Here is an 18,576-nt window from a genome sequence, read left to right as displayed (position 1 = left end):
GATGCGGCATTTGACGACGCGGAAGGACCGCTTGGGACATGATCCTCTTCATCTTGCCTGATAAACTCCGGGGGAGAGGTGCGCAGCGCCGAGGGGGCTGGCCCCCTGATCACACCTCTGCCAGTGCCCCATAAAGGATCAGGGCGGGTGCATCGCTGACCGCATCACTCAGCTTTTGCGCCAACTCGGCCACTGTCATGCGGTGCAGCGCCTGCGCATCCGTCGATACGCCTTCTGCCAACAGCGCAGGCGTATCGGCAGGCAATCCGCCCTCGATCAGCATCGCGGCCAAGGCGGGAAAAGTCCGTTGCCCCATGAACACAACGGTGGTGGCTTGCGGATCGGCCAGCGCGGCCATGTTCAAATCCTCGGGCAAAGCGCCGCGCACATCATGGCCGGTGATGAACTGCACCCGCCGCGCGGTCAGCCTGCGTGTCAGGGGAATGCCCGCTGCCGCAGCAGCAGCACAGGCCGAGGGGACGCCGGGAATGATCTCGAACGGGATGCCTGCGGTTTTCAGGGCGTCCGTCTCTTCCTCCAGCCGCCCAAAGGTGCCGCCATCGCCTGACTTGAGCCGCACAACCCGTTGATTGTCCTGCGCATAGTCAACCAGCAGCTGGCTCACATGGTGCTGCTTGGGCGACGGGCGTCCAGCTCGCTTGCCCACGCCCACCAGATCGGCACCGCTGCGCGCATGGGTCAGGATCGGCCCTGCACTGAGGTCATCAAACAGCACTGCATCGGCCCGCTTCAACCGGTCTACAGCCTTCAGCGTCAGCAACTCCGGATCGCCCGGACCCGAGCCCACAAAGCTGACAAAGCCGGTCACGGTGCTTCCCCGGTGATCAGGTGAAAGAATGTCCCCGTCACATTGCCCACGCGCGATCCGGTTTCGGGCACCGGATTGCCATCGGCGTCCGCCACTTGGGCCAGCGGCGCGTCGGGTTCGTCCAGAATGGTGGTGTAGTGAAACTCGTGCCCGCGCAGTGCTGCGCCTGCGTCGAACCCCGGCATCGGCGCATCCAGCACCGCGCGACGATAGCCCAGATGGAATTTTCGCTTCTCATAGCTGGTCACAAGGCCCAGCAGCCCGGCCATCTCATGCGCCACGCCGTCCTTGTCGATCAAGGTCGAGCCGAGCGTCATGTACCCCCCGCATTCACCATGCACGGGCTTGGTTTCTGCGTGTTTACGGAGGCCCGCCATGAAGGTGGACGCCGTCGCAATCGTACCCGCATGCAACTCCGGATACCCACCGGGCAACCACACCAGATTGGCATCACCGGCGGGTGCCTCATCCGCCAAAGGCGAGAAGGGCGCGATTTCAGCCCCCGCCGCGCGCCACCCTTCCAAAAGATGGGGGTAGGTAAAGGAAAACGCCGCATCTCGCGCCAATGCGATTTTTTGTGCAGGCGGCTTGGGCAACGGATGCGCGTCAAGCGCAGGCCCTGCTTGGGCCACAGCCTTGATCGCCTCCAGATCGACATTCTCGCGCAGAAAATCGGCATAGCCTGCAATGGCCGCTTCCAGGTCGGGATGCTCGACCGCCTGGATCAAGCCCAGATGCCGTTCGGGCAGTTTCAGGTCGCCGCGCCGGGGCAGGCAGCCGAGTACCTTGACGCCCGCGCGCTCCATTCCCAGCCGCGTCAGCCGCTCGTGCCGGGGGCTCGCCACCCGGTTCAGGATCACACCCGCAAAGGGCAAATCGGGATTGTAGCTCTTGAACCCAAGCGCAGTTGCCGCCGCCGATTGCGCCTGACCGCCGACATCTATGACAAGGATCACAGGCCAGCCCATGGTCAGGGCCGTCTCAGCACTCGATCCGAACCCGGTCTGCCCGCGCGTGGCCACACCGTCGAACAGGCCCATGGACCCCTCGGCTACGCAAATGTCCGCGCCTTGCGACTGCGCCGCAACGCCACCTAACAGGGTGCCATCCATCGCCCACGTGTCAAAATTGAATGACGCACGCCCTGCTGCGGCTAGGTGGAAGGCCGGGTCGATATAGTCCGGCCCGGACTTGTAGGGTTGCACCACAAGCCCGTCGTCTCGCAATGCTCGTAGCAGGCCCAACATTACGGTTGTCTTGCCCGTGCCCGAGGCCGGGGCGGAAATCATAAGGCCCTTAATCATCGCCATGGCTCCAGCTGGCCCAAGGGCTCTCCGCGCTTTGCGGGCGGTACCGTCGGTCGTAATCCGTTGAATAGAGGCAGCTTTCGTCGAACCCCTCCGCTCCGATGGCATGGCCCACAAGGATCAGCGCGGTACGGCTGATGCCTGCGTGCATGGCATCCTTGAGCGTGCCGAGCGTTGCATGAATGATTTGCTCATCTGGCCAGCTTGCACGGTAGACGACGGCCACAGGGCAGTCCGCACCATACGCAGGCGTCAAGTCAACGATGACCTGATCCAGATTGCCAATGCTCAGATGGATCGCCAGCGTGGCACCCGTGGCAGCAAAACTGGTCAAAGTCTCGCCCTCGGGCATGGAAGACGCGCGCCCCGGCGTCCGCGTCAGCACCACGGATTGCGCGACGCCGGGCAAGGTCAGTTCCGCCCCGAGTGACGCCGCCGCAGCCGAAAATGACGGCACACCGGGCGTTACGGTAAATGGAATGCCTGCCGCCTTGATGCGGCGGAGTTGTTCGCCCATGGCAGACCAGACCGACAGGTCACCCGAATGGAGCCGCGCAATGTCGAGGCCGTCGGCATGGGCCGCCTCAATCTCTGCCATGATCTGGTCGAGGTCCATGGAGGCGGTGTTGATGATCTGCGCCCCCTCCGGGCAGTGCCCAAGGATCGCTTCGGGCACGAGCGACCCGGCATAAAGGCAGACAGGGCAGGCGGCGATCAAATCGCGTCCCCGCAGGGTCAAAAGGTCGGGCGCGCCGGGGCCTGCGCCGATGAAGTGAACGGTCATGTGTCTGGTCCTTCGGCTATGGCGCAGGTGGCCATGCGGTCTTGGGAAATGGTGCGCGGGCTGATGAGTGTGGCACCGGGGCCAGCGGCGGCAAGCGCGGTTGCCTCGGCCACGCTGGGCGTGCCTTTCACGGACATGCTGCGCGCGGATTGCGTCTGTGTGTCTTGCGCCGCGGCATCCGCCCGCGAGACACGGATGATGGGCAAGCCGCGTGTGCTGGTCAATGCAGTCAGGGCATCCGCCTTGTCCTCAAGCGTCGCCAGCGCGTCCGGCGTCACCGCGTGCTGCGCAAGCGCGTCCGCGATGCTGTCGGTCCCGGCTTGTGTCGTAAATCCGAACCCAGCAACAATCATCGGCTCAAGCTCCACTGCACAACCGGATAGGCCGAGGTCCAACCACGTTTCGGACCCAATGGCGTCGCATGACTGAGCGCGATGCGCATCAGCTCGCCGCCGTGTTTGGCCTGTGCCTGCGTCAGCAATGCTTCGCCTTCCAGCGTGACAGCATTGACGACAAGCCGCGCGGATTGGGTTAGGGCCGCATTCAGAACCTCTTGGGACAGGCCGCCGCCGACAAAGATCGCATGCGGCGGTTTCAATACCTCAAGGGCGTCAGGTGCTGCCCCTTCGACAATGGTGAGGCGATGATCGACGCCAAGGTCCTGCGCGTTTTGCAGAATGCGTGCTGCGCGGTCGGCGCGGGGTTCGACCGTAGTGGCGGTCGTTGTCGGATGTGACAGCAGCCATTCGAGCGCGATGGACCCGGACCCGCCGCCGATATCCCACAGATGCTCGCCCGGTTTCGGCGCGAGTGTGGACAGGGTGATGGCGCGGATGGGCCGCTTGGTGATCTGGCCGTCGCTCTGGAACGTGTCGTCGGTCTGGCCCGTGGCTGCGGTGAGCGCGGGTCCGGTGCCTGCAACTTCGATCGCGGCACAGACGGGGTGGTCGAAGCTGCCCGAGATGTCGTCGGCGCGTACCGTGGTAAGGCGGTCCTTTGGCCCGCCCAGGTGTTCCATCACGTGCAGGGTGCTGTCACCGAACTCTTGAGCGGACAGGTAGGCGCCAAGGTCACGCACCGCGTCCCCGTCGCGCAGGGTCACGATCAGATGCGCACCGGGCGCAAGGTGGCGGCGCATGCGCGCCATCGGAGCGGCGTGCAGGCCGAGACAGGTGGTGGTCTCCAAGGCCCAGCCAAGGCGGGCAGCGGCGAGGGAAAAGCAGGACGGTCCGGGCAGGGCGGTCCATTCTTCGGGGCTGAAAGTGCGCGCGAGGACTGAACCTGCGCCGAACCAGAACGGATCGCCTGAGGCGAGGACCGCGACCCGTTGTCCCCGCAGGGACGCGAGGATGGCGATGCCGTCGGCGTAGGGGACGGGCCAGGGGATGAGATCTGTCCCCGCGGGGACACTTGTGGTTAACGGGTCGTTAACCACGAGATCCAGATGGCGTTGGGGGGCCATGATGACCTCAGCCTGCGTCAGGGCGGCTTGACTTGCAGCGGAGAGACCGGCAACTCCGTCTTCGCCTATTCCGACGATGGTAAGCCAGGGATCAGACATGCGCGCGAACCTTTTGATCCTTGCTGGCACGACCGAGGCCACCGCGTTTGCCAATACCGCCGCCGAAGCGGGGCTGACCGGGATCGTCAGCTTTGCGGGACGTGTGGATCGGCCCAAACGGCAGCCGTTGCCACAGCGGATTGGGGGTTTTGGGGGTGTGGGCGGTTTGGTTGACTACCTGCGAGCAGAGCAGATCACCCATGTGATTGATGCCACGCACCCCTTTGCCGCGCAGATGAGCCGGAATGCTGTTGAGGCCTGTGCACAGGCGGAAGTGCCGCTGATTGCACTGACCCGTGCGCCATGGGTCGGGCAGGCGGGCGATGACTGGACCCAAGTGCCGGATATTGCTGGGGCGGTAGCTGTTCTCAATCAGCCGGCCAAACGCGTTATGTTGGCGGTGGGGCGGATGCATCTGGCGGAATTCGCGCCGAACCCGCAACACTTCTATTTGCTGCGGCTGGTTGATCCGCCGAAGGACCCGCCGCCCTTTCCCGACCATCATGTGCTCGTGTCGCGCGGGCCGTTTACGGAAGGTGACGACCGGGCGCTGATGCTGGAGCATGGGATTGAGTTGGTGGTGTCGAAGAATGCAGGCGGCACCGGCGCCTATGCCAAGATCGCCGCAGCGCGCGCCTTGGGCCTGCCGGTGATCATGATAGACCGACCCGAACTGCCCGAGCGGCAGGAGGCACATAGCGTAGCCGAAGTTATGGATTGGCTGCGTCATTCCGGGGTCGACCTTGGGGTATAGACAATGGGCGCACCGTTGCGGTTGATGATCCGTGTGCGGGACGAGCCGACGATGACCATGGTTCGCATGTCCGCCATGTCGGCGCGCGTGTCGGGCAGAGGGACTATGCGGACTTCCTCGTCGGGGCGGGTGACGTTGCGGGCGAAGATGACGGGGCGGGTGTCGTTGCAGGCGTTTTTGAGGACTTCGAGTGTGCGTTTGAACCCTTCGGGCCGGGATTTCGAGCGCGGATTGTAGAAGGCCATGGCGAAGTCACCCTCCGCGGCGAGGCGCAGGCGCTTTTCGATCAGGCTCCACGGTTTGAGGTTGTCACTGAGGTTGATCGCGCAAAAATCATGGCCCAGCGGCGCGCCGCAGCGGGCAGAGGCGGCGAGCATGGCCGTGATGCCCGGCAGGACCGAGATGTCGAGGTCTCGCCAGTGCGCTGGGCCAGCCTCGACGGCTTCGAAGACGGCCGCGGCCATGGCGAAAACGCCGGGATCGCCGGAGGACACGACGACGACTTTGCGGCCGTCGGACGCCATTTCAAGCGCGTGGCGCGAGCGGTCGATTTCAACGCGGTTGTCCGATGCGTGCAGCGTCAGGCCGGGGCGTTCTGCGATGCGCGCGACGTAGGGGATGTAGCCGACAATGTCGGTGGCTTGGGTCAGCACATCCGACACTTCGGGCGTGATCAGGGCATCGTCGCCGGGGCCAAGGCCCGCGATGCGCACCCACCCGGTCATGGCCGGCGGCCCTGTCCATGCACGACGATAATCGAGAAATAGGGGGTAATCTTGCCCTCGGCCTGGCACAGTTTCTGGACATTCTGGTTCGGCATCGCCGCAAATTCGATCAGATAGGCGTCTTCGTACTTGCCCGCTCGGCGCAGAGCGCTGCGCACCTTGTCGATGTTGCGTCCGATCTTCATCACCACCAGCGCGTCGGCATGTTTCATGCCGCTGACCAGCGTGTCTTCGTCGAGCGTGCCCATGAGGACCGTCAGAATGTCGTCGCCCCAGGTGATCGGTGCACCGGTGGCCGTCCATGCGCCGGACATGCCGGTGATGGCGGGCACAACCTCGACCGGGACATGGGGTTTCAGGCGGGTGTAGAGATGCATGAAAGAGCCGTAGAAGAACGGGTCGCCTTCGCACAGGACCACGACGTCTTCGCCGCCGTCCGCCAGTTGGCGCAGGTGGTCGGTGCAGGCGGCGTAGAAGCCCGAAAGGATTTCGTTGTAGCGCGGGTCGGTCAACGGGATTTCAGTGGTGACCGGGTATTCCATTGGGAATTCAATGGCGTGGTCGGCCAGCATGCCGTTCACGATGGTGCGCGCTTGGCCCGGGCGGCCCGCCTTGCGGAAGAAGGCGACGTGCTTACCGTTGCGTACCAGACGGTCCGCGCGGACGCTGAGCAGGTCCTGTGCGCCGGGGCCGAGGCCGACGCCGTATATGGTTCCGGGTGCGCGTGTCATTCTTTGCGGCTTGCGATGGCGTTGACGGCGGCGACGGTGATGGCGCTGCCCCCCAGACGCCCCTGCACGATGCAGCAGGGGACGGGTTGGTCGGCCCAGAGGGCGTCTTTGGATTCGACCGCGCCGACGAAGCCCACGGGGCAGCCGATGATGGCAGCGGGGCGGGGGCAGTCGGGGTCTTCGAGCATGTTCAGCAGGTGGAAGAGCGCCGTGGGGGCGTTGCCGATGGCGACGACGGCGCCGCTCAGGTGGGGTCGCCAAAGCTCGAGGGCGGCGGCGGAGCGGGTGTTGCCCATCTCCGCCGCCAGTTCGCGGACGTCTTCGTTATGGAGTGTGCAGATCACTTCGTTGTTGGCGGGCAGGCGGGGGCGGGTGATGCCTTCGCTCACCATGCGCGCGTCGCAGAGGATGGGGGCACCGTTTTCGAGGGCCGTGCGGGCGGCGGGGACGAAGCCGGGGGAGAAGCGGCAGTGTTGTTCAAGCCCGACCATGCCTGCGGCGTGGATCATCCGCACGGCCACCTGTTCTTCGTCGGTGTCGAAGCGGTCGAGGGACGCTTCGGCCCGTATCGTGGCGAAGGATTGCAGGTAGATGGCCGCGCCATCGGTTTGGTATTCGTAGGGCATTTTAGCTCGCTGGCGTCAGGATTTGGGCAGGTGTCAGGCCGCGCTGGCGGGGGGCATCCCATGGATGGCCGTTCTCTACAAGGTCGAACGCGCCGTTGTTGCCGACAAGCGTTGTGGGTGCGGGGCGGGGGTGCGCGCACCCTTTTGAGCAGCCGGAGATGTGGAGGCCGGGTTTTGCGATTTTCCGGGCGAGAGTGCGTGTGTCGACTGTGGCAGCGGCGCAAGCAGGCGCGCCGGGGCAGGCGTGCGTGTGCAGGAGTGGGTCAGCTGGGTCCGTGATAAAGCCGTGGGGCGTGCAGGGGTATGCGTTTTCGAGGGTGAAGAGCCGCCATGGGGTGACGCGGAGCGCGGTGGCTTGGCTGTCTTGGATGAGGGCGGTGAGGGCGGCGGCGTCGATGCTGCCAAAAGGCGCGCCGTAGGTGGTGCCGTCGGGGTGGAGGCGGTCTGCGGTGGGGGCTGGTGCGGTGTCTTTCCAATGCGCGGGGAGTGCGGTGGTTTTCAGGTGTTTTGCCATGCGCCCAGCAGTCTGGCCGTTTGTTGCCGTGAACCAGTTGGCCAGGTCGATCAGGGCGTCCGGCGCATCCGCTTCGTGGATGCATTTGCCCTTGGAGGCACCGTCAGCGCGGAGGATGATGTCGCCTGTTGCGCTACGTTCGAAGCGGAAGTCGGCTGGGGTGTCGCTCAGGATGGGGTTTGCCCCGGTGTCGACGGCGATGCCCACTTTGGCTGGGAGCTTGGGCATTTGAGGTAGGGCTGAAAGGAGGTTGGCGTGCAGGCGGGTGGTAAGGTCGCCGTCCTGCCATAGGGGCGTGACGGTGATGTTGCGGCGGGCTTCGTCTTCGGCCGCGGCGTCGATGAGGTTGAGGCCGTAGAGCGCTTTGAGCAGGTCTTCGTGCTGGTCCTCGCGGACCCCCCGCATTTGCAGGTTGGCGCGGCTGGTGAGGTCGATGATGCCGTTGCCGTGGGTTTGGCTGAGGGTGCAGAGGCCGAGCGCTTGGTCGCTTGTCAGGCTGGCCAGACGGGGACGTATGCGAACGATCAACCCGTCGCCGGACATCATGGGACGCCATGCGCCGGGGCACCATCCTTTGACACTCATTGCGCGGCCTCAAGTGACGCGCGGATCGAGTTGCGGCGGGTGTGCCAGAGGCCTGCGGCATCAAGGGCGGCGAACTGGTCTTGCATGGCTTGGTACGCGCCCGGGTTGGCGTCTTGCAGGAAGGCCGAGACCTCGGGGTCTCCGAACGTGGCGTCGTGGTAGGCGTCGAACAGGTGCGGGCCGACGACGCCTGCGAGGTGCGCGAAGGCGGCCATGTGATCGAGGGTGGCGGCGATTTCGGCGCCGCCGCGGAAGCCGTGGCGCATCATGCCGCGCAGCCACTGGGCCTGCGTCGCGCGGGCCTGCACGACGCGGGCGATTTCTTCGGGCAGGGTGCGGGCGCGGGGGCGGTCGGGCTGTGTGGTATCGAGGTGGTAGAGGGACGCCTTGCCGCCCGTGACGGCTTGTGCCGCTGCAAAGCCCGCCTCGTGCGCAGCGTAGTCGGAGGCGAGGAGGACGTCCGTCTCGGGCAGGTCTTGCAGGTGGACGAAGCTGTCGGCTTGGGCGACGCGGGCGCGGATACCGGCCTCGTCCTTTTCCGTTTTCGTGCCATCGAGGGCGTAGGCGCTGGCGGCAAGCCAGGCGTTGCCCGCGGCGGTGCGCGCCTCGTCCGTGAAGGTCTCGATATCCGCGCCCATGCCGAGGCCGAAGCTGCCGGGGGCGGGGCCGTAGACGCGGGCTGTGGCTGCGTGGCCTGCATAGGGGTTCCAGTCGGGGGCTTCGTCGCGCCCGCTCAGTGCGCGGACGGCTTGGGCAAAGAGGGCTGAGAGCGTCGGAAACACGTCGCGGAAGAGGCCAGAGACACGCAAGGTCACGTCGATGCGGGGGCGGTCCAGGTCGGTGATGGGCAGGACTTCGATGCCGGAGACGCGTTCGGAACCTTGATCCCAGACGGGTTTCACGCCCAGAAGGTGCAGGGCCATTGCGAATTCCTCGCCCGCCGTGCGCATGGTGGCGGAGCCCCAGAGGTCGACGATCAGGCCGCGCGGCCAGTCGCCTTCTTCCTGCAGGTGGCGGCGGACAAGCTCTTCGGCCAGCTTGACGCCTTGGGCATAGGCCGCTCGGGTGGGGACCGAGCGAGGGTCGGTGGTGTACAGGTTCCGGCCTGTGGGCAGCACGTCGCGCCGCCCGCGATAGGGAGAGCCGGAGGGGCCGCCGGGGATGCGTTTGCCGTTCAGCGCGTTGATCAGGGCGGAGCGTTCGGTTTCAGCATCCTGACCCCAGATATGCAGGCCGTCGCCGAACTGGCTTTCCTTGATGTCGCAGACAAAGCGGTCGATGCGGGTGATCGCCTCTGCCGAGCAGGTGGCGCGGTCGAGGCCGAGATCGTTTTCGACGCCAATCGCCTGCGCTTCGGCCCGGATATCCTCTTGCAGCCGGTCACGGCGCTTGGGGTCAAGGCCGTCGGCGTTGGAGAACTCGTCGAGCAGCGACTCTAACCGGACAAAGCGGTCGGGCGCGGCGCTGTCTTTCATCGGGGGCGGCAGATGGCCCAGCGTCACGGCGCCGATGCGCCGCTTGGCCTGCGCGGCCTCGCCGGGGTCGTTGACGATGAAGGGGTAGATGACGGGCAGGGTGCCGGTGAGGGCTTCGGGCCAGCAGGTGTCGGACAGGGCGACGGACTTACCGGGCAGCCATTCGAGCGTGCCGTGCGCGCCGATGTGGATCAGGGCTTGCGTCTGGGATTGGAGCCAAAGGTAGAACGCGACGTAGGCGTGGCGTGGGACGCGGGAGAGGTCGTGGTAATCGTCGTCGCGTTTCGCCGGTGTGCCGCGCTCGGGTTGCAGGGCGATGAGGATGTTGCCACGGCGGATGGCGGGGAAGTGGAAGTGGCCCTCGTCGGTGTCCTCCTCGGGACTGCCCCATGAAGTCGTGAGGTCGTTCTGGAGGGATTGGTGGAGGTTGGCGAGAGCGGCTTTGTAGGCGTCGAGCGGCCAACCTATGGTTTCGGTTTCGAGGGCGTGCGCAACTGGGGACGCTTCGGTGTCGTGGCTTGCATCCTTGAGGTCCGACAGGATCGCTTCGGCCGAGGCCAGCGCGTCGAGGCCCACGGCGTGGGCCATGTTCCAGTCCTTGCCCGGATAGGTGCTGAGCACCAGCGCGAGTGTGCGGTCCTGCGCCGGGGTGGCGGCGAGATCGGTCCACGCTTTGACCCGGTCGGCCACAGTATTGATGCGCTGGGTATCGGCGGCGTGGGCGTAGCGGGCGAATTGCAGGTCGTCGTCGCGGGGTTGTGGTTCCTTGAACGACGCGACCCCGGCGAAAAGGCGGCCATCGACCTCTGGCAGCACCACATGCATGGCGAGGTCGGTGGGGGACAGGCCGCGTTCAGCCTCGTCCCATGCGTCTCGGGTCGAGGTGGCCAGCGCGATCTGGAAGACGGGGACGTTGCCTGCGTCGAGAGGGGACGTGCCATTCGCGCCGATGCCGGAGAAGGCGGTGGCGTTCACGATGGCGGCGGGTTTCAGATGCGCGATCTGGCGGGCCATCCAGGCTGCGGCTTCGGGGGCTTTGAGCGAGGGCGCAAAGAGGCCCAGGGCGCGGAAGCCGCGGTTGCGTAGAGCGTCGAAGGTGGCCTCGATCGGTGACAAGTCGGCGGCGGCGAGGTAGGCGCGGTAGAAGGTGACGATGATCAGCGGTTTGTCGTCTGCGGTCTGGATCAGGGGGCAGGCGACGCCGTCTTCGGGGGTCCATGCGCCGACGGATGGCAGGGATTTGGCCCCTTTGACCGGGCCTGCGTAGAGGCCGGAGGCGAGGGCCATTTGGGCAAGGGCCGCTTGGGCTGCGACCGCGCCGCCAGTGTCGCAGAGATGCGCGAGGCGGCGGAGTGTCGAGACGGGCAGGGTCGAGATGTCATCGAGGCGCGGGTCGGGGCGGCCATCGGCGGGCAGGACGGCGAGGGCGATGCCCTTTTGGCGGCAGAGGGTTTCGACCTGCTGCAGGCCATATGCCCAGTAAGGGACGCCGCCGATGAGGCGGATTAGGATGCCTTTGGCCCCTTCAAGCGTCTGTTCGATGTAGGTATCGACCGATAGCGGGTGCTTGAGGCCGACGAGGTTTGCCAGTCGAACGGTGGGCAACTTGCCGTCCGCCCGGTGATACGCCGCCGCGAAGGCCCCGAGGTCGCTGTCAGAGAAGGACAGCACCACCAGATCTGCGGGCGTTTGCCCCAGATCGGTGGGTGTCTCGGTCTCTTCGAGCCCGTGGCTTTCGCGGAAGACGACGTGCATCTTTGGCTTTCATTACTCGGCGGCTGCCGGAACATCCGTCAATGCGCTACGGATGGCTGCTGCATTCACGTCGTCATGTTCGGCAATCACGACCAAACGGCCCTGGCGTGCTTCATTTGCGGCCCACGGGCGGTCGTATTGATGGCGGACGCGGGCACCAACGGCCTGGACCAGCAGGCGCATGGGTTTGCCGGTGACGGCGGCATAGCCTTTGACGCGGAGGATGTTCTGGTCCTTCGCCATGGCTTCGATGCGGGCGACCAGCTCGGCGGGATCATCCACTTCGGGGATGTCGATGATGACGGATTCAAAGTCGTCATGCTCGTGGTCGTCATGGCCGTCGTGGTGGGAGGGCCTTGCGTCCATGTCGTCTTCGGCTGCGGCCTCAAGTCCCAGAATCACGCGCGGGTCGACCGCGCCTTCGGCCACTTCTACGACGGGCAGGGGGCGGGGGGCCTCAGTTGCAATGATCTCTTTGGCGCGTGCGATACCGTCGGGGCCTGCGAGGTCGGGTTTGGTCAGCAGGATGATGTCAGCGCAGCTGATCTGATCCTCGAACACCTCTGACAGCGGCGTTTCATGGTCGAGGCTGTCGTCGGCTTCGCGCTGGGCGTCGACGGCGGCGACATCCGGGGCAAAACGGCCTGCGGCGACGGCTTCGGCATCGGCGAGGGCAATCACGCCGTCCACGGTGATGCGGCTGCGGATGTCGGGCCAGTCAAAGGCTTTGAGCAGCGGTTTGGGCAGGGCGAGGCCGGAGGTTTCGATCAGGATGTGCTCGGGCTGCGGGTCGAGGGCCATGAGCGCTTCGATTGTCGGGATGAAATCGTCGGCCACGGTGCAGCATATGCAGCCGTTCGCCAGTTCCATGATGTTCTCGGCAGGGCAGTCGGGGATGGCGCAGCTTTTCAGAATGTCGCCATCCACGCCCACGTCGCCAAATTCGTTCACTACTACAGCGAGGCGTTTGCCCTGCGGGTTCTGCATCAGATGGCGGACGAGGGTGGTTTTGCCCGAGCCCAAGAAGCCGGTGATGACAGTGACTGGTATTTTGTTCAGGGAGACTTTGTTCAGGTTGGCCATGTTCAGAACTCCTGCGGGGGGATGCGGGCGATGCAGTTTTTGCGGAAGTGTTCGGGGCGTTCGCGCCAGGGGACGATGCCGTCTGCGGTGGCGGCGTATCTGCCGATGCCGTCGACGACCATATCGGCGTCGCGATCCTCCATCAGGTTGCCGTAGACATAGGTCCAGCGCTGCGCGCCACCGCGCACGGCGACGGAGCAGCCGGACGAGCAGTTGGACAGGCACTCGACGGCCCTAAGGGTCACACCTTCGGGCATGGTGCGGTTTGCCAGCTCGGCATGGAGCGCTTCGCCGGGGCGCGTGCCACCTTCGGGCACGTCCAGCTCGCGGCGGCATTTCACGCAGACCAAGAGTTCCACGGGGGGCAGATCGGCCATGTTCATTCCCTGTCGGGGGACGGCATGGCAGATGGCGGGCAGCGGCAAGGCCGTGTTGTCCCGACACCCGGCACACCCCGTCCGGTTTCGTCACGTCTGCTGGCAGGTCTCCCGGCTTGCGGATTTCGGGACACCCGTTTGTTTCGGGGTCTCGGTGGTTGCCTTGCCTTCCCGGCACTTGGCCAGTGGCGTGGAGCATCCTCTCCGGTCACGGTCGCGGGGGCGGCTGCGTTTACAAGAATTTTCATCCGAAAATTCCTGCGCGGCATTCCCTTTTCACCCGAAGCGAACTCCGGGCACCAGCCATACCGTAGTGCGCGGCGTGCAGAACAGAGTCAAGCGCGAACGAGATGGCGGAGAGGTACCATTCACCATAGGGTGCACACACGACAGGAGGCCACGCATATGACAGTTCTGGTCTGGGACTTTGACGGCGTACTGAACGCAAATATCAGGAAAGGTCGGTTCCTGTGGGCCGATACTCTTTATGCCGATTGGGGGATCAGGACAGAGGCATTGGCCGGGCATCTGTTTCACCCGGACCGGATTGGCCGGATCATGCGCGGTCAATCCGATTTGCGTGATGAATTGCAAACGTGGCTGTCCCAGGCGGGCCATGATGCAGATGCGGATGCGTTTCTTGCATATTGGTTTGCAAAGGACGCCTTGCCCGACCGGCAGGTGCTGCAACATTTGCATCGTTCGGGCATGCGCCATGTGATCGGAACCAACAACGAACCGCGACGAGCCGCCTATATCGAGCAGGAGATGGGCTTTGGCGCGCTGGTTGAGCACATCTTTGCATCGGGTCGGATCGGACACGCCAAACCCGATTCTGCGTATTTCAACCATATCGAAGCATGGAGCGGCGCGCCTGCTGCGACCCATGTTCTGATCGACGACACCAGGCGGAATGTGGATGCGGCGCAGGATCAGGGCTGGCGTGGTTTCCACTTCACGGATGAGACACGCGCCAACCTGCCTGCGTTTCTGGACGGGTTGGGCTGACGCAACAAAGACCTCTGGCACCTGCATCGAAATGATGGCACCAACCCTGTGACAACCCCGGAGGACGCCATGACCGACATCACCGAACGCCACAACGCCAAGATGAAAAAGATCAAGGCCGCGCGCGACAAGATGATGGAAACGAAGACCGAGGAAAAAGGTCTGATCATGGTCCATACCGGCCCGGGCAAGGGCAAGTCTTCGTCCGGATTTGGGATGATCATGCGCTGCATTTCGCACGGGATGCCCTGCGCCGTGGTGCAGTTCATCAAAGGCAACTGGGACACGGGCGAGAAGACATTCCTGCGCGACCGGTTTGCCGATGAGTGTCGTTTTTTCGTGAGCGGAGAGGGGTTTACGTGGGAGACGCAAGACCGTGAGCGCGATATCGCGGCGGCTGAGAACGGCTGGCGCATTGCCAAGGAACAGATTCTGGACCCAAAAATCCAGTTCGTCTTGCTGGACGAGATCAATATCGCGCTGCGCTATGACTATCTGGACATTGACGAGGTCGTGGAATTCCTGATGACCCAAAAACCGGCCATGACCCATGTCGTCCTTACAGGGCGCAATGCCAAGCCTGAGTTGATCGAGGCGGCGGACCTCGTGACCGAGATGACGCTGGTCAAGCACCCGTTCAAAGACCTTGGGGTCAAGGCGCAGAAGGGTGTGGAGTTCTAAGGCTGCGTGTCAGCTTAACAGCGCGGTGACCGTTTGAAGGTCGATGGCCCAGGCCGCTGCCGGTACGGCGATGGCGAGCCCCATCAGGCACAATGTCTTACGCGTTCTCGCCTTGGCCGCGCGCTTGCGGCGTTCCGGCGTATTTGTGAAGTCCAACATGATCTTTCCGTTTCATATGTGTGATGTCATGTAAGTGATCGCCGCAACAGCTTGGGCGACAAATCTGGCATTTCTGGGATGCCGGGGTGGAGGTATCATGGCGAACGCCCTTATGTTTCAGGGAACTGGATCCAATGTCGGCAAGTCGATGTTGGTGGCGGGCATGTGCCGCATCGCCGTCAGGCGGGGCCTGTCGGTCGCCCCGTTCAAGCCGCAGAACATGTCCAACAACGCTGCTGTCACCACCGATGGCGGAGAGATAGGCCGTGCGCAAGCGCTTCAGGCGATGGCCTGCGGATTACCGCCGCACACCGACATGAACCCGGTTCTGCTCAAGCCTGAAACGGATGTGGGAAGTCAGGTGGTCGTGCAGGGCAAGCGCCTGACAACCGTGAAGGCCCGCGCCTATTCAAAGTTGAAACCGACGCTGATGACGGCTGTTCTGGACAGTTTCCACCGCTTGAAAGCGCAGCATGATCTTGTCCTGGTCGAAGGGGCAGGCAGCCCGGCCGAAGTGAATTTGCGCCGTGGCGACATCGCCAATATGGGCTTTGCGCAGGCGGCGGAGTGCCCGGTTGTTCTTGCCGGTGACATTGACCGGGGCGGGGTGATCGCCCAGATCGTTGGCACGCAGGCGGTCATTGACCCCGCTGACGCGGACCTGATCCAGGGGTTCCTGATCAATCGGTTTCGCGGTGACCCGAGCCTGTTTGATGACGGGTATGCCATGATTGAAAAGCGAACCGGTTGGCGCGGGTTCGGCGTGGTGCCATGGTTCGAAGAGGCTTGGAAACTGCCCGCCGAAGATGCTTTGGACATCGCGACGCCGTCCCGACCAGATGGGGTCCACATCGTGTGCCTCAAGTTGTCCCGCATCGCCAATTTCGATGATCTGGACCCGCTGGCCCAGGAACCCGGCGTTCGGCTGACGATGCTGCACGCAGGGCAACCGCTGCCCGCGGATACGGATGTGGTGATCATACCCGGCAGCAAATCAACGCGCGGCGACCTGCAATTCCTGAAAGATCAGGGATGGGATGAGGACATCCGCGCCCACGCCCGCCGGGGCGGCCATGTGCTGGGTATTTGCGGCGGGTACCAAATGCTGGGGCAGGTTGTGGATGATCCGGAGGGGCTCGAAGGGCCTGCAGGTGCCACGACAGCTATTGGCCTACTCGATGTGCAGACCACGATGACGGATGACAAGCGACTGACCACCGTTACTGCGATGCATGTGCCAAGCGGGCAGGCGTTTCAGGGATACGAAATTCACATCGGGCGCAGCGATGGACCCGACCGCGCGCGACCCTTCGCGCAAGTGGCAGGTCAGGACGAAGGCTCCCTCAGCCCGAATGGGCGTATCGCGGGCAGTTACCTGCATGGCATGTTCCGCGACGATGGCTTTCGCGGCGCATGGTTGGCCAGCATCGGCGCGAGTGCAGGCAACGCATCCTATAGCGACACCGTCGAAGCGACACTCGACGGGCTGGCCGATCATCTTGAGACATATCTGGATGTCGATGCGCTTTTGGCTTGCGCGCGCTAGGGGCAGGGGCACACACTCCGGACATGCCTCATATCGTGCTCGACTACTCAGCCAACCTTGACGACATGCTGGACATGCGCGCGCTTTGTGCAGCGCTCAAGGATGCGGCGGCGGCGACAGGCGTCTTTCCAGCCGCGGGCATTCGCGTCAGAGCCCATGCTGCACATCATTCTGTGGTTGCGGATGGCGACCCACAACACAGCTTCATAGACATGACAATCCGCCTGGCGGCAGGGCGTAGTGCAGAGAAAAAGACCCAAGCCACGGATGCCGTCTTTGACGCCGCCAAGGCATTTACCGCGGCACATATGGGGCAATATCCGTTCATGTTGTCGCTTGAGTTGAGAGAGATCGACGCCGAATACAGCCGTAAAGTCAGCTCCATCCGAGACTATCTGCCGCCGGACATGCACTAGCAGTTTCTTCTGACTGAAAATACCACGGGGTTTGGGGCAGAGCCCCATCGCCAGAATGGTGTCGCGCGCAAGCGCGTCCGTTGGATCAGTCGAACTCGAACTCGGGCAGTTGATCAAACGCGACCTTCAGCGCTTCGCCCCATCCGTTGGACACGGTCAGGAAGTAAGGGTCGTCCGCTTCGATCCGTTCGGCATGGGTGATCGCAAGGCTGTCGCGGTCGTAGACCACATAGTCCAGCGGCAAACCGACCGACAGGTTCGACTTGATGGTCGAGTCAAAGCTGACCATCAACAGCTTCACCGCCGCCTCAAAGGGCAAGGCGGGGTCCTGCGCGCGCACGATGATCGGCTTGCCGTACTTGGCCTCACCAATCTGAAAAAACGGTGTGTCATCAGAGGCTTCGATGAAGTTTCCCTCTGGGTATACAAGGAACAGGCGCGGGGCGGCGCCCTTGATCTGGCCACCGATGATCATGGTTGCCCCGAACGCGCCATCGGCTTCCATGCCCGTCGTTGCGTTCTGAGCGATCACCTCTTTCAGCGTCCGGCCCACTTCGCGCGCGATCTGGAACATGGACGGTGCTTCCAGGATCGAAGGTTTGCGATCCTCGGGGGCCTTCGACCGTTCATCCAGCAACGAGATCACGGATTGCGTGGTGGCGAGGTTTCCGGCGGTCATGATCACGATCACCCGTTCGCCCGGCACTTCCCAGCTGTGCATTTTCTTGACGGTCGAGATGTTGTCGACGCCTGCATTCGTGCGGGTGTCGGACATGAAGATCAGCCCGGCATCCAGCCGCATCCCTACGCAATATGTCATATCTTGTGTGTCCCAGCCCCGAGTCGCGCCAAATGTGCGCTATTGCTGCTGCACCTGCAAGGTCACAGACATATCTTCCCCGGCGTTACCATAGCGTAAACCAGAAATGGGCGCTGCATCGCGGTAGTCCAAACCGGTCGCCACGCGGACATAGCGGGCATCGGGCGAGATGCCGTTGGAGATGTCAAAGCCGACCCAGCCCAGATTCTCGACATGCGCTTCGGCCCAGGCATGGCTGGCATCCTGATCCACTCGGTCATCCATCATCAGATATCCCGAGACGTAGCGTGCAGGATACCCCAGCGCGCGCGCGGCGGTGATGAACACATGGGCATGGTCCTGACAGACCCCGTGTGCCGCATCCATGACGTCCTCGGCGCTCAGGTCGGACGCGGCCTGATCCGTCGAATAGGGGACCGCCGCCAGAATTTGCGCAGACAGGGCATGCAAACGGTCCAGATCGCTGCCTTCGGTTGGCGCGTCGTTGACCAACGCCCTGATCCGAGGCCCGGCTTTCGTCAGCGCCGTGCTGCGCCTGAAAAGCCACAAAGGCACGTACCCGCCTTGGTGACCAACAATGCCGGAATTGTCCTCGACGTCCACGGTGCCGGAGCAGGTGATTTCGATCTCTGTCTGGCCGGGGGCAAAGCTGACCAGATCGACCGAGTTGGCATGCTCATCCTCAAAGGACACCTCGACCTGACCGCCGACCACGTCGATCTGCCAATCCTCGACCAACTGTCCGGGGCGGGATTTGGGACGCAGGCGCACCTGTTGCAAGCCATAGGGCACCGGGGCGTCATACGTGTAGTGGGTCTTGTGAAGTACTTTGAGGCGCAT

General features: G+C 63.9%; 20 protein-coding genes and 1 riboswitch. Of the genes, 5 read left to right on the top strand and 15 right to left on the bottom strand.

What is annotated here, in order from left to right; all coding sequences use genetic code 11:
• Positions 1–109: 109 nt before the first annotated feature.
• From cobA to cbiE, 5 genes are read right to left on the bottom strand one after another with little or no spacing between them, the layout of a single operon-like run.
• On the bottom strand, positions 110–829 hold the full coding sequence (gene cobA / locus Q1A32_RS16130) for a uroporphyrinogen-III C-methyltransferase (protein ID WP_299655300.1): 720 nt from the start codon (positions 827–829) through the stop codon (positions 110–112).
• Entirely contained in the window at positions 826–2,133 is a 1,308-nt protein-coding gene (locus Q1A32_RS16125) for a cobyrinate a,c-diamide synthase (RefSeq protein ID WP_366141236.1), read from the bottom strand. Before Q1A32_RS16125 ends, cobA begins: the two co-directional genes overlap by 4 nt.
• A complete protein-coding gene (gene cobM, locus Q1A32_RS16120; RefSeq protein ID WP_299655295.1) occupies positions 2,126–2,920 on the bottom strand; it encodes a precorrin-4 C(11)-methyltransferase in 795 nt (264 codons plus the stop codon). Before cobM ends, Q1A32_RS16125 begins: the two co-directional genes overlap by 8 nt.
• The gene (locus Q1A32_RS16115) at positions 2,917–3,273 is read right to left on the bottom strand and encodes a cobalamin biosynthesis protein (protein ID WP_299655292.1); all 357 of its coding nucleotides are present in this window, start codon (positions 3,271–3,273) and stop codon (positions 2,917–2,919) included. Before Q1A32_RS16115 ends, cobM begins: the two co-directional genes overlap by 4 nt.
• Positions 3,270–4,481, bottom strand: coding sequence for a precorrin-6y C5,15-methyltransferase (decarboxylating) subunit CbiE (cbiE, locus tag Q1A32_RS16110; protein WP_299655289.1), 1,212 nt, complete (start codon positions 4,479–4,481; stop codon positions 3,270–3,272). The genes Q1A32_RS16115 and cbiE overlap by 4 nt, the downstream gene beginning before the upstream one ends.
• On the opposite strand from cbiE, the gene Q1A32_RS16105 reads away from it, so the two are divergent.
• A complete protein-coding gene (locus Q1A32_RS16105; protein WP_299655286.1) occupies positions 4,480–5,235 on the top strand; it encodes a cobalt-precorrin-6A reductase in 756 nt (251 codons plus the stop codon). The two genes, cbiE and Q1A32_RS16105, sit on opposite strands and share 2 nt — an antisense overlap.
• Here the strand turns inward: Q1A32_RS16105 and cobJ are convergent.
• From cobJ to Q1A32_RS16070, 7 genes are read right to left on the bottom strand one after another with little or no spacing between them, the layout of a single operon-like run.
• Positions 5,208–5,960 (bottom strand): precorrin-3B C(17)-methyltransferase, encoded by a 753-nt coding sequence (cobJ, locus tag Q1A32_RS16100; RefSeq protein ID WP_299655283.1) that lies wholly within the window; start codon positions 5,958–5,960, stop codon positions 5,208–5,210. The genes Q1A32_RS16105 and cobJ overlap by 28 nt on opposite strands.
• Positions 5,957–6,691, bottom strand: a complete 735-nt coding sequence (cobI, locus tag Q1A32_RS16095; RefSeq protein WP_299655280.1) for a precorrin-2 C(20)-methyltransferase — start codon at positions 6,689–6,691, stop codon at positions 5,957–5,959. Before cobI ends, cobJ begins: the two co-directional genes overlap by 4 nt.
• A complete protein-coding gene (locus tag Q1A32_RS16090; RefSeq protein WP_299655277.1) occupies positions 6,688–7,317 on the bottom strand; it encodes a precorrin-8X methylmutase in 630 nt (209 codons plus the stop codon). Before Q1A32_RS16090 ends, cobI begins: the two co-directional genes overlap by 4 nt.
• A gap of 1 nt (position 7,318) precedes the next feature.
• The gene (locus tag Q1A32_RS16085; RefSeq protein ID WP_299655274.1) at positions 7,319–8,416 is read right to left on the bottom strand and encodes a cobalamin biosynthesis protein CobG; all 1,098 of its coding nucleotides are present in this window, start codon (positions 8,414–8,416) and stop codon (positions 7,319–7,321) included.
• Positions 8,413–11,646, bottom strand: a complete 3,234-nt coding sequence (cobN, locus tag Q1A32_RS16080) for a cobaltochelatase subunit CobN (RefSeq protein ID WP_299655272.1) — start codon at positions 11,644–11,646, stop codon at positions 8,413–8,415. Before cobN ends, Q1A32_RS16085 begins: the two co-directional genes overlap by 4 nt.
• A 12-nt stretch (positions 11,647–11,658) precedes the next feature.
• A complete protein-coding gene (gene cobW, locus Q1A32_RS16075) occupies positions 11,659–12,729 on the bottom strand; it encodes a cobalamin biosynthesis protein CobW (protein ID WP_299655268.1) in 1,071 nt (356 codons plus the stop codon).
• A gap of 2 nt (positions 12,730–12,731) precedes the next feature.
• On the bottom strand, positions 12,732–13,106 hold the full coding sequence (locus Q1A32_RS16070) for a DUF1636 domain-containing protein (RefSeq protein WP_299655265.1): 375 nt from the start codon (positions 13,104–13,106) through the stop codon (positions 12,732–12,734).
• Between the two features lie 83 nt (positions 13,107–13,189).
• A riboswitch (cobalamin riboswitch) is annotated at positions 13,190–13,425 on the bottom strand.
• A gap of 86 nt (positions 13,426–13,511) precedes the next feature.
• Between Q1A32_RS16070 and Q1A32_RS16065 the strand changes: the two genes are divergently transcribed.
• Positions 13,512–14,114 (top strand): HAD family hydrolase, encoded by a 603-nt coding sequence (locus Q1A32_RS16065; protein WP_299655262.1) that lies wholly within the window; start codon positions 13,512–13,514, stop codon positions 14,112–14,114.
• Between the two features lie 69 nt (positions 14,115–14,183).
• Positions 14,184–14,795, top strand: coding sequence for a cob(I)yrinic acid a,c-diamide adenosyltransferase (gene cobO / locus Q1A32_RS16060; protein ID WP_299614907.1), 612 nt, complete (start codon positions 14,184–14,186; stop codon positions 14,793–14,795).
• A gap of 9 nt (positions 14,796–14,804) precedes the next feature.
• Here the strand turns inward: cobO and Q1A32_RS16055 are convergent, their stop codons facing one another.
• On the bottom strand, positions 14,805–14,954 hold the full coding sequence (locus Q1A32_RS16055) for a hypothetical protein (protein WP_299611280.1): 150 nt from the start codon (positions 14,952–14,954) through the stop codon (positions 14,805–14,807).
• Positions 14,955–15,051: 97 nt separating this feature from the next.
• Here Q1A32_RS16055 and Q1A32_RS16050 point away from each other — a divergent pair, with 97 nt between their 5' ends.
• A complete protein-coding gene (locus Q1A32_RS16050) occupies positions 15,052–16,500 on the top strand; it encodes a cobyric acid synthase (protein WP_299655258.1) in 1,449 nt (482 codons plus the stop codon).
• A 23-nt stretch (positions 16,501–16,523) separates the two neighbouring features.
• A complete protein-coding gene (locus tag Q1A32_RS16045; RefSeq protein ID WP_299614901.1) occupies positions 16,524–16,916 on the top strand; it encodes a 5-carboxymethyl-2-hydroxymuconate isomerase in 393 nt (130 codons plus the stop codon).
• Positions 16,917–17,001: 85 nt separating this feature from the next.
• On the opposite strand, the gene Q1A32_RS16040 is transcribed toward Q1A32_RS16045, so the two are convergent.
• Positions 17,002–17,736 carry a proteasome-type protease gene (locus tag Q1A32_RS16040; protein ID WP_299611289.1) on the bottom strand — a complete coding sequence of 245 codons (735 nt, stop codon included), beginning with the start codon at positions 17,734–17,736 and terminating at the stop codon, positions 17,002–17,004.
• Between the two features lie 39 nt (positions 17,737–17,775).
• Positions 17,776–18,576 (bottom strand): transglutaminase family protein, encoded by an 801-nt coding sequence (locus tag Q1A32_RS16035; RefSeq protein ID WP_299655254.1) that lies wholly within the window; start codon positions 18,574–18,576, stop codon positions 17,776–17,778.

It is taken from the genome of uncultured Tateyamaria sp., assembly GCF_947503415.1.
Lineage (GTDB): Bacteria > Pseudomonadota > Alphaproteobacteria > Rhodobacterales > Rhodobacteraceae > Tateyamaria.
The sequence above is the reverse complement of the archived record's forward strand: the minus strand, read 5'-3'. Positions and strand labels throughout refer to the sequence as shown.

Bases quoted from the DNA above. Each gene is read 5' to 3' on its own strand.
- Q1A32_RS16125 (WP_366141236.1), bottom strand. From the start codon at position 2,133: ATGATTAAGGGCCTTATGATTTCCGCCCCGGCCTCGGGCACGGGCAAG.
- cobM (WP_299655295.1), bottom strand. From the start codon at position 2,920: ATGACCGTTCACTTCATCGGCGCAGGCCCCGGCGCGCCCGACCTTTTG.
- Q1A32_RS16115 (WP_299655292.1), bottom strand. From the start codon at position 3,273: ATGATTGTTGCTGGGTTCGGATTTACGACACAAGCCGGGACCGACAGC.
- Q1A32_RS16105 (WP_299655286.1), top strand. From the start codon at position 4,480: ATGCGCGCGAACCTTTTGATCCTTGCTGGCACGACCGAGGCCACCGCG.
- cbiE (WP_299655289.1), bottom strand. From the start codon at position 4,481: ATGTCTGATCCCTGGCTTACCATCGTCGGAATAGGCGAAGACGGAGTT.
- cobJ (WP_299655283.1), bottom strand. From the start codon at position 5,960: ATGACCGGGTGGGTGCGCATCGCGGGCCTTGGCCCCGGCGACGATGCC.
- cobI (WP_299655280.1), bottom strand. From the start codon at position 6,691: ATGACACGCGCACCCGGAACCATATACGGCGTCGGCCTCGGCCCCGGC.
- Q1A32_RS16090 (WP_299655277.1), bottom strand. From the start codon at position 7,317: ATGCCCTACGAATACCAAACCGATGGCGCGGCCATCTACCTGCAATCC.
- Q1A32_RS16085 (WP_299655274.1), bottom strand. From the start codon at position 8,416: ATGAGTGTCAAAGGATGGTGCCCCGGCGCATGGCGTCCCATGATGTCC.
- cobN (WP_299655272.1), bottom strand. From the start codon at position 11,646: ATGCACGTCGTCTTCCGCGAAAGCCACGGGCTCGAAGAGACCGAGACA.
- cobW (WP_299655268.1), bottom strand. From the start codon at position 12,729: ATGGCCAACCTGAACAAAGTCTCCCTGAACAAAATACCAGTCACTGTC.
- Q1A32_RS16070 (WP_299655265.1), bottom strand. From the start codon at position 13,106: ATGGCCGATCTGCCCCCCGTGGAACTCTTGGTCTGCGTGAAATGCCGC.
- Q1A32_RS16065 (WP_299655262.1), top strand. From the start codon at position 13,512: ATGACAGTTCTGGTCTGGGACTTTGACGGCGTACTGAACGCAAATATC.
- cobO (WP_299614907.1), top strand. From the start codon at position 14,184: ATGACCGACATCACCGAACGCCACAACGCCAAGATGAAAAAGATCAAG.
- Q1A32_RS16055 (WP_299611280.1), bottom strand. From the start codon at position 14,954: ATGTTGGACTTCACAAATACGCCGGAACGCCGCAAGCGCGCGGCCAAG.
- Q1A32_RS16050 (WP_299655258.1), top strand. From the start codon at position 15,052: ATGGCGAACGCCCTTATGTTTCAGGGAACTGGATCCAATGTCGGCAAG.
- Q1A32_RS16045 (WP_299614901.1), top strand. From the start codon at position 16,524: ATGCCTCATATCGTGCTCGACTACTCAGCCAACCTTGACGACATGCTG.
- Q1A32_RS16040 (WP_299611289.1), bottom strand. From the start codon at position 17,736: ATGACATATTGCGTAGGGATGCGGCTGGATGCCGGGCTGATCTTCATG.
- Q1A32_RS16035 (WP_299655254.1), bottom strand. From the start codon at position 18,576: ATGCGCCTCAAAGTACTTCACAAGACCCACTACACGTATGACGCCCCG.